Annotated in this window: 9 protein-coding genes, 1 tRNA gene and 2 rRNA genes; 9 read left to right on the top strand and 3 right to left on the bottom strand. The window is 54.5% G+C overall.

Annotated elements, in window-relative coordinates:
- Positions 1-3 precede the first annotated feature (3 nt).
- Positions 4-492, bottom strand: a complete 489-nt coding sequence (gene rfaH / locus ACXKZG_RS21595; protein ID WP_013200278.1) for a transcription/translation regulatory transformer protein RfaH — start codon at positions 490-492, stop codon at positions 4-6.
- Positions 493-679: 187 nt separating this feature from the next.
- Between rfaH and ubiD the strand changes: the two genes are divergently transcribed.
- Together ubiD and fre are read left to right on the top strand one after the other, a co-directional pair.
- Positions 680-2,182 (top strand): 4-hydroxy-3-polyprenylbenzoate decarboxylase, encoded by a 1,503-nt coding sequence (gene ubiD / locus ACXKZG_RS21590; protein ID WP_013200279.1) that lies wholly within the window; start codon positions 680-682, stop codon positions 2,180-2,182.
- Positions 2,183-2,209: 27 nt separating this feature from the next.
- Positions 2,210-2,911 carry an NAD(P)H-flavin reductase gene (gene fre, locus ACXKZG_RS21585; protein ID WP_053142087.1) on the top strand — a complete coding sequence of 234 codons (702 nt, stop codon included), beginning with the start codon at positions 2,210-2,212 and terminating at the stop codon, positions 2,909-2,911.
- 100 nt (positions 2,912-3,011) lie between these two features.
- On the opposite strand, the gene fadA is transcribed toward fre, so the two are convergent.
- Positions 3,012-4,175: an acetyl-CoA C-acyltransferase FadA gene (gene fadA, locus ACXKZG_RS21580; protein WP_265908466.1), complete on the bottom strand. Its 1,164-nt coding sequence runs from the start codon at positions 4,173-4,175 to the stop codon at positions 3,012-3,014.
- A 10-nt stretch (positions 4,176-4,185) separates the two neighbouring features.
- On the bottom strand, positions 4,186-6,372 hold the full coding sequence (gene fadB, locus ACXKZG_RS21575) for a fatty acid oxidation complex subunit alpha FadB (protein ID WP_488875462.1): 2,187 nt from the start codon (positions 6,370-6,372) through the stop codon (positions 4,186-4,188).
- 187 nt (positions 6,373-6,559) lie between these two features.
- Between fadB and pepQ the strand changes: the two genes are divergently transcribed.
- From pepQ to ACXKZG_RS21540, 7 genes are all read left to right on the top strand, one after another.
- Positions 6,560-7,891 carry a Xaa-Pro dipeptidase gene (gene pepQ / locus ACXKZG_RS21570; RefSeq protein WP_013200283.1) on the top strand — a complete coding sequence of 444 codons (1,332 nt, stop codon included), beginning with the start codon at positions 6,560-6,562 and terminating at the stop codon, positions 7,889-7,891.
- The gene (locus ACXKZG_RS21565) at positions 7,891-8,502 is read left to right on the top strand and encodes an IMPACT family protein (protein ID WP_488875461.1); all 612 of its coding nucleotides are present in this window, start codon (positions 7,891-7,893) and stop codon (positions 8,500-8,502) included. The genes pepQ and ACXKZG_RS21565 overlap by 1 nt, the downstream gene beginning before the upstream one ends.
- 29 nt (positions 8,503-8,531) lie before the next feature.
- Complete coding sequence (gene trkH / locus ACXKZG_RS21560) at positions 8,532-9,983, top strand: Trk system potassium transporter TrkH (RefSeq protein ID WP_013200285.1); 1,452 nt, start codon at positions 8,532-8,534, stop codon at positions 9,981-9,983.
- Between the two features lie 18 nt (positions 9,984-10,001).
- Complete coding sequence (gene hemG / locus ACXKZG_RS21555; protein ID WP_106382089.1) at positions 10,002-10,553, top strand: menaquinone-dependent protoporphyrinogen IX dehydrogenase; 552 nt, start codon at positions 10,002-10,004, stop codon at positions 10,551-10,553.
- Between the two features lie 393 nt (positions 10,554-10,946).
- Positions 10,947-12,487, top strand: a 16S ribosomal RNA gene (locus ACXKZG_RS21550).
- A 73-nt stretch (positions 12,488-12,560) separates the two neighbouring features.
- Positions 12,561-12,636, top strand: a tRNA-Glu gene (locus tag ACXKZG_RS21545).
- Between the two features lie 227 nt (positions 12,637-12,863).
- Positions 12,864-15,770: ribosomal RNA gene (locus tag ACXKZG_RS21540) — 23S ribosomal RNA — on the top strand.
- The 16S and 23S rRNA genes sit together here with 1 tRNA gene alongside, the layout of an rRNA operon.
- The last annotated feature ends 85 nt before the right edge of the window (positions 15,771-15,855 follow it).

Genomic DNA, 15,855 nt, shown 5'->3' with positions numbered 1-15,855 from the left:
GGGTTAAAGCTTGTGGAACTGCTTGTTGTCGAGGCTGCGCGTGATCTGCTTATTGAGCAGGTTCAGCAGCAGCATTGAGCGCGCTTCCCCATCGGGCTCGGTGAAGATGGCTTTCAGCCCTTCAAACGCGCCGCAGGTAATTAACACGCGGTCGCCGGGCTGAGGCACGTCAGGATCGACCATGGTGATTGGCGTATCGGTTTGCAGTGCCATAATCACGTCATGAGGAACGCTTGCCGGCAGACTGCCGAAGCGAACGAAATGGCTGACGCCCCGCGTGGCGCTTATGGTTGTGGTATGAATCGCTTCCGGATCAAATTCTATAAACAGATAATTGGGGAAGAGCGGCTCATCCACCTGGGTGCGTTTTCCGCGAACCAATTTCTCTAATGCAATCATTGGGCTAAGACAATGCACCGATTGACGCTCAAGATGTTCTTTCGCGCGAAGCAGCTGGCCACGTTTGCAATAAAGTAAATACCAGGATTCCATAACGTCACTTTTTGATTACAGGGCCGCTAAGAATACCAAACTCATCGCCAGAGTTATAGCGGGATCCAGCAGAGATGCGGCCCTGGCAAGAATTTGGTTTGCAGATCGCGGTCGCTCCAAAAAACTAAGCATAGCGTAACAATCCTCCCTATAATGGCCGATTCACTGACCGTATTGATGAGAAGTCATGAAATACCACGACTTACGCGATTTCCTTGCCTTGCTTGAGCAGCGCGGGGAATTAAAACGTATTACGCAAGAGATCGACCCGGATCTTGAGATGACCGAAATCGCCGATCGCACCCTGCGAGCTGGCGGCCCGGCACTGCTGTTCGAAAACCCAAAAGGGTACGACATGCCGGTGTTGTGCAACCTGTTCGGTACGCCGGACCGTGTGGCCATGGGCATGGGACAGAAAGATGTCTCGGCGCTGCGTGATGTTGGCCGCCTGCTGGCGTTCCTGAAAGAACCTGAGCCACCTCGCGGTTTCCGTGATTTCTTCGATAAGATGCCGCAGTGGAAGCAGGTGCTGAACATGCCGACCAAGCGTCTGCGTGATGCGCCGTGCCAGCAAGAGATTTGGCAGGGTGACGAGGTCGATCTGCACCGAATCCCGGTAATGAAATGTTGGCCTGAAGATGCGGCCCCGCTAATTACCTGGGGATTGACCGTCACACGCGGTCCGCACAAAGAGCGGCAGAATCTCGGCATCTATCGCCAGCAGGTGATTGGTAAGAACAAGCTGATTATGCGCTGGCTCTCCCATCGCGGCGGCGCGCTGGATTTCCAGGAGTGGACGCAGCAGCATCCGGGGGAACGTTTCCCGGTATCCGTCGCGTTGGGCGCCGATCCGGCCACGATTCTGGGTGCCGTGACCCCCGTTCCTGACACCCTGTCTGAATATGCCTTCGCCGGCCTGCTGCGCGGCACTAAAACGGAAGTGGTGAAGTGCATATCCAACGATCTGGAAGTGCCCGCCAGCGCGGAAATTGTGCTTGAAGGCTATATCGAGCCTGGCGAAATGGCGCCAGAAGGCCCTTACGGCGATCATACGGGTTACTATAATGAAGTAGACAGTTTCCCGGTGTTCACCGTGACGCATATCACTCAGCGCCGCAATCCGATCTATCATTCGACCTACACCGGTCGTCCACCGGATGAACCTGCGGTGTTAGGCGTGGCGCTGAATGAAGTCTTTGTGCCGATCCTGCAGAAGCAGTTCCCGGAAATTGTCGATTTCTATCTGCCGCCGGAAGGGTGTTCCTATCGCCTGGCCGTCGTTACGATGAAAAAACAGTATGCGGGACATGCCAAGCGCGTAATGATGGGCGTCTGGTCTTTCCTTCGTCAGTTTATGTATACCAAATTTGTTATTGTCTGCGATGATGATGTGAATGCCCGTGACTGGAACGACGTCATCTGGGCGATCACCACGCGAATGGATCCGGCGAGAGATACTGTCTTAGTTGAAAATACGCCGATCGACTACCTGGACTTCGCTTCACCTGTTTCCGGCTTAGGCTCGAAAATGGGACTGGATGCGACCAATAAATGGCCAGGCGAAACGACGCGAGAGTGGGGACGTCCAATCCGTAAAGATCCGGCGGTAACAGCCCGTATCGATGAGATTTGGGACGAACTGGGCATCTTCAGTGAGCCACCTACGCGCAATAACACGCCCGGCAAATAACTGCCAGAGACCCGACAGAGGGAACGCATGACAACGTTAAGCTGCAAAGTGACCTCAGTAGAGGCGATTACCGATACTGTGTACCGAGTGAGAATGGTGCCGGAGGCTGATTTTAGCTTCCGTGCTGGCCAGTATTTGATGGTGGTGATGGACGAGCGTGACAAGCGTCCATTCTCACTGGCTTCCACTCCGATGGAAAAAGACATTATCGAGCTGCACATTGGTGCCTCAGAACTGAATCTGTATGCCATGGCGGTGATGGAACGCATTCAGGAACAGCGCAAAATCACCGTCGATATTCCCCATGGTGATGCCTGGCTGCGGGAAGAGGGCGATCGCCCGCTGGTGCTGGTTGCGGGTGGAACCGGGTTCTCCTATGCCCGTTCTATTCTGCTGACCGCCCTTTCTCAGCAGCCGGATCGTGATATCGCCCTTTACTGGGGCGGACGCGAGCTGAAGCATCTCTACGATCTGGAAGAGTTAGACGCGCTGGCCATTAAGCACCCTAACCTGAAAATTATTCCGGTTGTCGAGCAGCCTGAAGCGGGTTGGGATGGGCGCAGTGGTACGGTGCTGACCGCCGTGATGAATGACTATGCCACGCTTGCCGGTCATGACATCTATATTGCAGGCCGTTTCGAGATGGCCAAAATCGCCCGTGAGCGTTTTTGTGCCGAGCGCGGCGCGAAGGAAGATCAGATGTTCGGCGATGCCTTCGCCTTTATCTGAGGTTGCCGGGGGCAGGACGCTCTGCCCCTGAACCTGAGCAACGAAAAAACCCGCCCCTGACAGGCGGGAATTGAATCAGTGAAACAGCCAGTTCAACGTATCAGATGCGTTCGAAGACGGTGGCGATCCCCTGTCCCAGACCAATACACATGGTCGCCAGGCCAAATTGGGCATCGCGCCTTTCCATCAGATTAAGCAAGGTAGTACTGATGCGGGCACCCGAACAGCCCAGCGGATGACCTAACGCGATTGCACCGCCATTCAGATTGACCTTTTCATCCATCACTTCCAGCAGGCCGAGATCCTGAATACAGGGCAGCGTTTGCGCGGCGAACGCTTCATTCAGTTCGAAGACGCCAATATCCGTCACGTTCAGACCGGCTCTTTTTAACGCCAGTTTTGACGCCGGAACCGGACCGTATCCCATCACCGAAGGGTCACATCCCACCACCGCCATCGCGCGGACAACCGCTCGCGGCTTAAGGCCCAGCTCACGCGCACGGGATTCACTCATTATCAGCATCGCAGCGGCACCGTCTGACAGTGCGGAAGAGGTGCCTGCAGTGACCGTGCCGTTGACCGGATCGAAAGCGGGACGTAATGCGGCGAGGCCCGCAACGGTGGTATCTGAACGGATCACTTCATCGAAGTCGTAACGGCGCAGCACGCCATCCGCATCATGTCCGCTGGTTGGCACAATCTCATTGGCAAAGTGACCGGCCTGGGTGGCAGCCCAGGCACGCTGATGGGAACGTGCGGCGAAGGCGTCCTGACGCTCACGGCTGATTTTATGGATGCGCGCGAGCATCTCGGCGGTTAATCCCATCATCCCAGCCGCTTTGGCGACGGTTTTGCTCAATCCCGGATGAAAGTCCACCCCGTGATTCATCGGCACGTGGCCCATATGTTCAACGCCACCAATCAGGCAGGCATGGGCATCGCCCACCATAATGGCGCGCGCCGCATCATGCAGCGCCTGCATTGAGGAACCACACAGGCGGTTGACCGTGGTCGCCGGCACGCTGTGCGGGATCTCTGCCAACAGCGACGCGTTGCGGGCAATATTGAAACCCTGTTCGAGGGTTTGCTGCACGCAGCCCCAGTAAATATCGTCCAGCGAAGCCGCGTCCAGCGCGGGATTGCGGCTCAACAGGCTGCGCATCAAATGTGCCGATAAATCTTCAGCACGAACGTGGCGGTAAGCGCCACCTTTAGAACGACCCATCGGCGTGCGGATGGCATCAACAATCACGACTTTTTCCATTTTCTTACCCTCACGCCGTTTTCAGAGTGGCATCGCCGATGGGCGCGGCCTGTGGATACCAGCTTTCGTCTTTCTGCGCTTTTTCACGCAGGCCAGCAGGCGGCTGATAAAGCGCACCCAGCTCGCTGAACGGTTCAGCCTGGCTGACAAAACGCGCATTGCCTTGCGTATCGAGATAGCGGAAAGCGCCGCCGTGGAAGGGCGGGAAGCCGAGTCCATAAACCAGCGCCATATCGGCCTCGGCAGGGGAGGCAATAATTCCCTCTTCCAGACAACGTACGACTTCATTGATCATCGGGATCATCATGCGGTACACGATCTCATCATCGCTGAACACCCGCTTTGGCTGACAGACCGTCTGCAGCAGGTCATCGACCGCCGGATCTGCCACCTTCTTCTGTTTACCCTTGCTGTCCGTTTCCCAGCGATAGAAACCAAGCTGATTTTTCTGACCAAAGCGTTTGGCATCGAACAGCACGTCAATCGCATCGCGATAATCTTTCTTCATGCGGGAAGGGAATCCGTCAGCCATCACCATCTGTGCATGGTGAGCGGTATCAATCCCCACCACGTCCAGCAGCCAGGCCGGGCCCATTGGCCAGCCGAACTGTTTTTCCATCACTTTATCTATCTGGCGGAAGTCTGCGCCATCGCGCAGCAGCAGGCTGAAGCCCGCAAAGTAAGGGAACAGCACCCGGTTAACGAAAAAGCCCGGACAGTCATTAACAACGATCGGCGTTTTGCCCATTTTGCTGGCCCAGGCCACCACGGTTGCCAGCGTCGCGTCTGAGGTTTTCTCACCCCGGATCACTTCGACCAGCGGCATGCGGTGAACAGGATTAAAGAAGTGCATGCCGCAGAAATTTTCTGGCCGCTTCAACGCGTGGGCCAGCTGGCTGATTGGGATGGTGGAGGTATTCGACGCCAGGATCGCACCGCTGTGCAGATAGCCTTCCGTTTCTGCCAGCACCGCGGCTTTTACCTTCGGGTTTTCAACAACGGCTTCAACCACAATGTCTGCCCGCTCAAAGCCGGCATAGTCCAGCGTGGGTTGAATGGTGCCAATAATGCCAGCCAGTTTCATGCCGTCGATTTTTCCGCGTTCCAGCTGTTTATTCAGCAGTTTCGCGGCTTCTTTCATACCCAATTCCAGCGAGGCCGGATTAATGTCCTTCATCATCACCGGTACGCCTTTCGAGGCGGACTGATAAGCAATGCCGCCGCCCATAATACCGGCGCCCAGCACAGCGGCTTGTTTTGGCGTTTCAACGTCGCGGGTCAGCTTTTTGGCTTTGGCCTTCACCGCCTGATCGTTGAGGAAGATCCCCACCAGTGCGCGAGCCTCGTCAGAACGGGCCAGTGGCACAAAGGCCTGCGTCTCCAGCTTCAGCGCAGCATCACGGCCCAGACCTGCTGCGGCCTCAATGGTTTTCACCGCCATCATCGGTGCCGGGTAATGTTTCCCGGCGGTCTGCAGCACCATACTTTTTGCGATGCTGAAGCTCATGGTGGCTTCAATCTTGCTCAGTTTCAGCGGCGCAAGCTTCGGCTGACGACGTGCGCGCCAGTCCTGCTTGCCGGACATCGCTTCCTGCAGGATGGCCAGCGCGGCCTGCTGCAATTTCTCAACCGGGACCACGGCATCAACCAGACCGATGGCCAGCGCTTTTTGCGCATCGACATCTTTGCCGGCGGCTATAATTTCCAGCGCGCTGTCCGCACCTAACAGGCGAGGCAGACGTACCGATCCCCCGAATCCAGGCATGATGCCCAGTTTGGTTTCCGGCAGGCCGATGCGGGCGTCCGGGGTGGCAATACGGAAATCGGTCGCCAGAATGCATTCACATCCGCCGCCGAGGGCATAGCCCTGGATCGCGGATAGCGTCGGCACGGGCAGGTCTTCCAGTCGGCTAAAGATGGCGTTGGCAAAGCCCAGCCACTGTTCCAGTTTTTCAGCCGGTGCCGCAAACAGAGAAAGGAACTCAGTGATATCCGCGCCAACAATAAAAGCCGGTTTGCGGGAGCTGAGCAGCAGCGCTTTCAGCCCTGGCTGCTTCTCCAGAACCGAAATAGCTTCACCCAGGCTGGCCACGGTTTGTGTATCCAACTTGTTCACCGAGCCGTGCGCATCAAAAGCCAGCTCGGCGATGCCATCTTCCAGCCAGTCCAGGGTAAGCGTGTCGCCTTTGTAGAGCATGTTGATCTCCTGAAGCCGCATTAAGGGGATCTGGTCATACCAGATGATCGAGAGTGTGGAAGGGATGTTAATTATTTGCAAACGAGAGTTTGCTAATTTGCAAACAAGATCACAGGCGCGGCAAAACGGCATCGGGTAAAGGGCTGTGATAAGATGCGCTCAATTTCACGTTAATGGAGACGGAGTTATGGAATCGTTGGTCACTCTTTATCAGGACCACCTGAAAACACTACAGGCGCGTGCTCAGCAGGTATTAGCTCGCAGCAAGCTGGATGCCATGTTGATCCATTCGGGAGAACTGCTCACCGTTTTCCTCGACGATCATACCTATCCCTTTAAAGTGAATCCGCAATTCAAAGCCTGGGTGCCGGTGACCTCTGTGCCGAACTGCTGGCTGTGGGTGGATGGCGTAAACAAACCTAAGCTGTGGTTCTACTCGCCGGTTGATTACTGGCACAACGTTGAGCCGCTGCCGCAAAGCTTCTGGACCGACGAAATCGACATCGTGGCGTTAAAAAATGCCGATGAGATTCAACAGCTGTTGCCTGCTCAGCTGGGTAATGTGGCTTATATCGGCCCTGTGCCCGCGCGCGCAGCGCAGTTAGGCATCAAAGCGGAGCTGACTAACCCGAAAGCCGCTATCGATTTCCTGCATTACCATCGCTCGCTGAAAACTGACTATGAGCTGTACTGCATGCGCGAAGCGCAGAAAACCGCGGTGATCGGTCATCGTGCGGCCAAAGAGGCGTTCCTCTCAGGCATGAGCGAGTTTGATATCAATGGCGCTTACCTGAGTGCCACCGGCCACCGCGATATTGATGTGCCTTACGGCAATATCATTGCGCTGAATGAACACGCTGCGGTGCTGCATTACACCAAGTTGGATCATCTGCCCCCTGCGCAGTCGCGTAGCTTCCTGATTGATGCCGGAACAGAATACAACGGCTATGCGGCCGATCTGACCCGCACCTATTCAGCGCAAAGTGACAATGACTATGCCCAGCTGATCCGCGATATGAATGAAGAAGAGCTGGCGCTGATCGCCACGATGAAAGCTGGCGTTCGCTACACCGAATACCATCTGCAAATGCACCAGCGTATTGCCAAACTGTTGCTTAAGCATCAGCTGGTGAAAGGGCTGAGTGAAGAAGCGCTGGTGGCGGAAGATCTGACCGGGCCGTTTATGCCGCATGGTATTGGTCATCCGCTGGGACTTCAGGTTCATGATGTCGCCGGATTTATGCAGGATGAAGAGGGCACCCATCAGGCCGCACCTGCGCAATATCCTTACCTGCGCTGCACGCGTATTCTGGAACCGCGGATGGTGGTCACCATTGAACCTGGCATCTACTTTATTGATTCCCTGCTGGCGCCATGGCGTGAAGGCAAGTTCAGCCAGCATTTCAACTGGGATCGCATTGATGCGCTCAAGCCTTATGGCGGCATCCGTATTGAGGATAACGTCATTATCCGCGAACAGGGCGTGGAAAATATGACGCGTGACCTGAAGCTGGACTGATGGACGCGTATGACATCCCCGCTGAGCGCTTCAGCGTCAGCGAGGAGATTAAAAAAAGCCGCTTTATTACGCTGTTGGCCCATACTGACGGCGTGGAAGCGGCGCGGGCCTTTGTTCATCAGGTCAAAGGCGAGCATCCTTCTGCCCGCCACCATTGCTGGGCATGGGTGGCGGGAGCCCCTTCCGACTCACAACAGCTTGGGTTCTCTGATGACGGTGAACCCTCTGGCACGGCAGGTAAACCGATGCTTGCCCAGCTGATGGGAAACAACATCGGGGAAGTGACCGCCGTCGTCGTGCGTTATTACGGTGGCATCCAGTTGGGTACGGGCGGCTTAGTGAAGGCGTATGGCGGGGGTGTTCAACAGGCATTAAAGCTGCTGCCGCGTCAGCAAAAAGTCCCGATGCTGACCTTCACGCTCTCCTGTGACTATGCTCAACTGGCAGAGATAGAAAGAATGACTGGCCGCTTTCATGGCCAGCTGTTGCAGACAGAATTTTTGGCATGCGTCTCGCTGACGCTGGCCTTGCCCCATGCGCAGGTGGCCGGGTTTTCGCAAAATCTTACAGACTTTAGCCGAGGGGCGCTCACGCTCACACTGCTCGACTAACCTCATCATCGTCAGGAAGGAAAGGCTACATGCATTATCGTGCCATTACCCGCATCGTTGGGTTGCTGGTCATTTTGTTCTCGGGGACGATGATCGTGCCGGGCCTGGTCGCGTTAATCTACCGCGATGGTGCCGGACGAGCCTTTACTCAGACCTTCTTTATGGCACTGCTGATCGGCTCGATGCTGTGGTGGCCCAACCGAAAGCAGAAAAAAGAGCTGAAGCCTAAAGAGGGCTTCCTGATCGTCGTGCTGTTCTGGACAGTGCTGGGCAGTGTGGGGGCGATGCCCTTTATCTTTGCGGAACATCCCAACCTTTCAATTACCGATGCCTTCTTTGAATCCTTCTCAGGTCTGACGACGACCGGTGCCACGACGCTGGTGGGGCTGGACTCGCTCCCTAAAGCGATCCTCTTCTACCGGCAAATGCTGCAATGGCTGGGCGGCATGGGGATCATTGTGCTGGCAGTGGCGATTCTGCCGATTCTGGGCGTGGGGGGTATGCAGCTCTATCGCGCGGAAATGCCCGGCCCGTTGAAAGACAATAAGATGCGGCCGCGTATTGCTGAGACGGCGAAAACCTTGTGGCTGATCTACGTGTTGCTAACCGTCGTCTGTGCGCTGGCACTCTGGCTGGCGGGTATGCCGCTGTTTGATGCCATCGGCCACAGCTTCTCAACGATCGCCATCGGCGGCTTCTCCACCCATGATGCGAGTATCGGCTATTTCAACAGCCCGACGATTAACACGATTATTGCCATCTTCCTGCTGATTTCCGGCTGTAACTACGGCCTGCACTTCTCTCTGCTGAGTGGTCGTAATCTTCGCGTCTACTGGCGCGATCCAGAATTCCGCATGTTTATAGGGGTGCAGCTGACCTTAGTGGTGATCTGCACCATCGTGTTGTGGTTCCACGATGTCTATCATTCCGGACTGCAAACGCTTAACCAGGCCTTCTTCCAGGTCGTGTCGATGGCCACCACCGCCGGTTTTACCACCGACAGCATCGCGCGCTGGCCACTGTTCCTGCCGGTCTTGTTGTTGTGCTCTGCCTTTATTGGTGGTTGTGCCGGTTCGACGGGCGGCGGGCTTAAGGTCATCCGTATCCTGCTGCTGTTCAAACAGGGTAACCGTGAGTTAAAGCGCCTGGTGCATCCGAACGCGGTTTACACCATCAAGCTGGGACAGCGCGCGCTGCCGGAACGTATCCTCGAAGCGGTGTGGGGATTCTTCTCTGCGTATGCGTTGGTGTTCCTGTTGAGCATGCTGGCGATTATCGCGACCGGCGTTGATGATTTTTCTGCGTTTGCGGCGGTGGCAGCTACCCTGAACAATCTGGGCCCAGGATTGGGAGTGGTGGCAGATAACTTCACCACCATGAATGATACGGCGAAATGGATCTTAATCCTGACGATGCTGTTTGGTCGTCTTGAAGTGTTCACGCTGCTAGTCCTGTTTACGCCGACCTTCTGGCGCGAGTAACTAAAACGAGTAATGAATATGAAAGCGTTGATTCTGTTTTCCAGCCGCGAGGGACAAACCCGCGAGATTGCAGCTTATATAGCTAACCAACTTAAAGAGCAGCAGGAGTGTGAGGTAGTGAATATCGAACATGCCTCTGCTGTTGACTGGTCTAAGTACGATCGGGTGTTGATCGGGGCCTCTATTCACTACGGTCACTTCCATCCGGCGGTAACCAAATTTGTGAAGAAGAACCTGGCCCAATTAAATGAAAGGCCAAGCGGCTTCTTCTCCGTCAACCTGACCGCCCGTAAAGCAGAGAAGCGTACGCCGCAGACCAATGCGTATACCCGCAAGTTCCTGTTGCAGTCGCCATGGCAGCCGGACTGCTGTGCGGTATTCGCTGGCGCACTGCGTTATCCGCGCTATGGCTTCTTCGATCGCTTTATGATCCGCTTGATTATGCGTATGACCGGCGGCGAAACCGATGTCAGTAAAGAAGTTGAGTACACAGATTGGGTTCAGGTGGGTCGCTTTGCCCATGAATTTGCTGGATTATCAGGCAAAATGCAGGAAAAAAAGGCGCTTTGATGAAAAATGACGCTGTCAGTCATTTTTCTGCAATAAACACTTGTCCTCCGTCAGGAACTCCCTATAATGCGCATCCACTGACACGGAACAACGACTTACGAGTCACCGGGTCAGAGGTTCAGGAAGCTGAATCGCCAGAGAAAAACTTCCCAAAAAGAAGTTGACTCTGAAGGAGGAAAGCGTAATATACGCCACCTCGCAGTAAGGCGCCAAGGCACTTACCGCAACGCTCTTTAACAATTTATCAGACAATCTGTGTGGGCACTCGCAGGATTGATATCAGCGCCGCAAGGCGCAAAAAAATATCAAGCCTTAAGAGTGAACACATAATGAAATTCATTATGACGTTTTACACTTGAGCATCGCTGAACTTGTTTCAGCAAATCGAACTTTTAATTGAAGAGTTTGATCATGGCTCAGATTGAACGCTGGCGGCAGGCCTAACACATGCAAGTCGAACGGTAGCACAGAGAGCTTGCTCTCGGGTGACGAGTGGCGGACGGGTGAGTAATGTCTGGGAAACTGCCTGATGGAGGGGGATAACTACTGGAAACGGTAGCTAATACCGCATAACGTCTTCGGACCAAAGTGGGGGACCTTCGGGCCTCACACCATCGGATGTGCCCAGATGGGATTAGCTAGTAGGTGGGGTAATGGCTCACCTAGGCGACGATCCCTAGCTGGTCTGAGAGGATGACCAGCCACACTGGAACTGAGACACGGTCCAGACTCCTACGGGAGGCAGCAGTGGGGAATATTGCACAATGGGCGCAAGCCTGATGCAGCCATGCCGCGTGTATGAAGAAGGCCTTCGGGTTGTAAAGTACTTTCAGCGGGGAGGAAGGCGATAAGGTTAATAACCCTGTCGATTGACGTTACCCGCAGAAGAAGCACCGGCTAACTCCGTGCCAGCAGCCGCGGTAATACGGAGGGTGCAAGCGTTAATCGGAATTACTGGGCGTAAAGCGCACGCAGGCGGTCTGTCAAGTCAGATGTGAAATCCCCGGGCTTAACCTGGGAACTGCATTTGAAACTGGCAGGCTAGAGTCTTGTAGAGGGGGGTAGAATTCCAGGTGTAGCGGTGAAATGCGTAGAGATCTGGAGGAATACCGGTGGCGAAGGCGGCCCCCTGGACAAAGACTGACGCTCAGGTGCGAAAGCGTGGGGAGCAAACAGGATTAGATACCCTGGTAGTCCACGCCGTAAACGATGTCGACTTGGAGGTTGTGCCCTTGAGGCGTGGCTTCCGGAGCTAACGCGTTAAGTCGACCGCCTGGGGAGTACGGCCGCAAGGTTAAAACTCAAATGAATTGACGGGGGCCCGCACAAGCGGTGGAGCATGTGGTTTAATTCGATGCAACGCGAAGAACCTTACCTGGCCTTGACATCCACGGAATTCGGCAGAGATGCCTTAGTGCCTTCGGGAACCGTGAGACAGGTGCTGCATGGCTGTCGTCAGCTCGTGTTGTGAAATGTTGGGTTAAGTCCCGCAACGAGCGCAACCCTTATCCTTTGTTGCCAGCGAGTAATGTCGGGAACTCAAAGGAGACTGCCGGTGACAAACCGGAGGAAGGTGGGGATGACGTCAAGTCATCATGGCCCTTACGGCCAGGGCTACACACGTGCTACAATGGCGCATACAAAGAGAAGCGAACTCGCGAGAGCAAGCGGACCTCACAAAGTGCGTCGTAGTCCGGATCGGAGTCTGCAACTCGACTCCGTGAAGTCGGAATCGCTAGTAATCGTAGATCAGAATGCTACGGTGAATACGTTCCCGGGCCTTGTACACACCGCCCGTCACACCATGGGAGTGGGTTGCAAAAGAAGTAGGTAGCTTAACCTTCGGGAGGGCGCTTACCACTTTGTGATTCATGACTGGGGTGAAGTCGTAACAAGGTAACCGTAGGGGAACCTGCGGTTGGATCACCTCCTTACCTGAAGATACCTTCCCGCGTAGTGTCCACAACAGATTGTCTGATAGAAAACGTAATGAGCAACAGTAACAGAGTCCCCATCGTCTAGAGGCCCAGGACACTGCCCTTTCACGGCTGTAACAGGGGTTCGAATCCCCTTGGGGACGCCATCTCCTGATAATGAGTGAAAGACATTATCAACCCGTATCTCAAAACTGATTCTCTCCGCAAGGACGAGTCACGTTTGAGATATTTGCTCTTTAACAATCCGGAACAAGCTGAAAATTGAAACGACATGTCGTTTTCATTCTCCGTAATAAGAATGAAATCAACGATATGTTCGAGTCTCTCAAATGCTTACAACAGCAGTGTCTTTCGGGACGCTTGTGGGTTGTGAGGTTAAGTGACTAAGCGTACACGGTGGATGCCTAGGCAGTCAGAGGCGATGAAGGGCGTGCTAATCTGCGATAAGCGTCGGTAAGGTGATATGAACCGCAATAACCGACGATACCCGAATGGGGAAACCCGGTGCACTTTGGTGCATCATTGCAACATGAATACATAGTGTTGCAAGGCGAACCTGGGGAACTGAAACATCTAAGTACCCAGAGGAAAAGAAATCAACCGAGATTCCCCCAGTAGCGGCGAGCGAACGGGGAACAGCCCAGAACCTGAATCAGTTTGTGCATTAGTGGAAGCGTCTGGAAAGTCGCAGGGTACAGGGTGATACTCCCGTACACAAAAATGCACTTGCTGTGAGTTCGATGAGTAGGGCGGGACACGTGACATCCTGTCTGAATATGGGGGGACCATCCTCCAAGGCTAAATACTCCTGACTGACCGATAGTGAACCAGTACCGTGAGGGAAAGGCGAAAAGAACCCCGGCGAGGGGAGTGAAACAGAACCTGAAACCGTGTACGTACAAGCAGTGGGAGCACCTTCGTGGTGTGACTGCGTACCTTTTGTATAATGGGTCAGCGACTTATATTCTGTAGCAAGGTTAACCGTATAGGGGAGCCGAAGGGAAACCGAGTCTTAACTGGGCGTTAAGTTGCAGGGTATAGACCCGAAACCCGGTGATCTAGCCATGGGCAGGTTGAAGGTTGGGTAACACTAACTGGAGGACCGAACCGACTAATGTTGAAAAATTAGCGGATGACTTGTGGCTGGGGGTGAAAGGCCAATCAAACCGGGAGATAGCTGGTTCTCCCCGAAAGCTATTTAGGTAGCGCCTCGTGAACTCATCTTCGGGGGTAGAGCACTGTTTCGGCTAGGGGGCCATCCCGGCTTACCAACCCGATGCAAACTGCGAATACCGAAGAATGTTATCACGGGAGACACACGGCGGGTGCTAACGTCCGTCGTGAAGAGGGAAACAACCCAGACCGCCAGCTAAGGTCCCAAAGTCATGGTTAAGTGGGAAACGATGTGGGAAGGCACAGACAGCCAGGATGTTGGCTTAGAAGCAGCCATCATTTAAAGAAAGCGTAATAGCTCACTGGTCGAGTCGGCCTGCGCGGAAGATGTAACGGGGCTAAACCATGCACCGAAGCTGCGGCAGCGACGCTTATGCGTTGTTGGGTAGGGGAGCGTTCTGTAAGCCGTCGAAGGTGGCCTGTGAGGGCTGCTGGAGGTATCAGAAGTGCGAATGCTGACATAAGTAACGATAAAGCGGGTGAAAAGCCCGCTCGCCGGAAGACCAAGGGTTCCTGTCCAACGTTAATCGGGGCAGGGTGAGTCGACCCCTAAGGCGAGGCCGAAAGGCGTAGTCGATGGGAAACAGGTTAATATTCCTGTACTCGGTGTTACTGCGAAGGGGGGACGGAGAAGGCTATGTTAGCCGGGCGACGGTTGTCCCGGTTTAAGCATGTAGGCGGAGAGTTTAGGTAAATCCGGACTCTTTTAACGCTGAGGTGTGATGACGAGGCACTACGGTGCTGAAGTAACAAATGCCCTGCTTCCAGGAAAAGCCTCTAAGCATCAGGTAACATAGAATCGTACCCCAAACCGACACAGGTGGTCAGGTAGAGAATACCAAGGCGCTTGAGAGAACTCGGGTGAAGGAACTAGGCAAAATGGTGCCGTAACTTCGGGAGAAGGCACGCTGGCGCGTAGGTGAAGGGACTTGCTCCCGGAGCTGAAGCCAGTCGAAGATACCAGCTGGCTGCAACTGTTTATTAAAAACACAGCACTGTGCAAACACGAAAGTGGACGTATACGGTGTGACGCCTGCCCGGTGCCGGAAGGTTAATTGATGGGGTTATCCGCAAGGAGAAGCTCTTGATCGAAGCCCCGGTAAACGGCGGCCGTAACTATAACGGTCCTAAGGTAGCGAAATTCCTTGTCGGGTAAGTTCCGACCTGCACGAATGGCGTAATGATGGCCAGGCTGTCTCCACCCGAGACTCAGTGAAATTGAACTCGCTGTGAAGATGCAGTGTACCCGCGGCAAGACGGAAAGACCCCGTGAACCTTTACTATAGCTTGACACTGAATATTGAACCTTGATGTGTAGGATAGGTGGGAGGCTTTGAAGCGTGGACGCCAGTCTGCGTGGAGCCAACCTTGAAATACCACCCTTTAACGTTTGATGTTCTAACCTGGCGCCGTGATCCGGCGTGGGGACAGTGTCTGGTGGGTAGTTTGACTGGGGCGGTCTCCTCCTAAAGAGTAACGGAGGAGCACGAAGGTTAGCTAATCACGGTCGGACATCGTGAGGTTAGTGCAATGGCATAAGCTAGCTTGACTGCGAGAGTGACGGCTCGAGCAGGTGCGAAAGCAGGTCATAGTGATCCGGTGGTTCTGAATGGAAGGGCCATCGCTCAACGGATAAAAGGTACTCCGGGGATAACAGGCTGATACCGCCCAAGAGTTCATATCGACGGCGGTGTTTGGCACCTCGATGTCGGCTCATCACATCCTGGGGCTGAAGTAGGTCCCAAGGGTACGGCTGTTCGCCGTTTAAAGTGGTACGCGAGCTGGGTTTAGAACGTCGTGAGACAGTTCGGTCCCTATCTGCCGTGGGCGCTGGAAGATTGAGAGGGGTTGCTCCTAGTACGAGAGGACCGGAGTGAACGCACCACTGGTGTTCGGGTTGTCATGCCAATGGCATTGCCCGGTAGCTAAGTGCGGAAAAGATAAGCGCTGAAAGCATCTAAGCGCGAAACTTGCCTCGAGATGAATCTTCCCTGGGCCTTTAAGGCCCCTGAAGGGACGTTGAAGACTACGACGTTGATAGGCCGGGTGTGTAAGCGCAGCGATGCGTTGAGCTAACCGGTACTAATGACCCGTGAGGCTTAACCTTACAACACCAGAAGCGTTCTGGTGGGTGTCTGAGAGACACGAACGATATTTTCAGCTTGAACCGGATAAATTTGCGCGGCCTTATG

This window comes from Erwinia sp. 2186, assembly GCF_057812255.1.
This window is presented reverse-complemented; position numbering and strand designations above follow the sequence as displayed.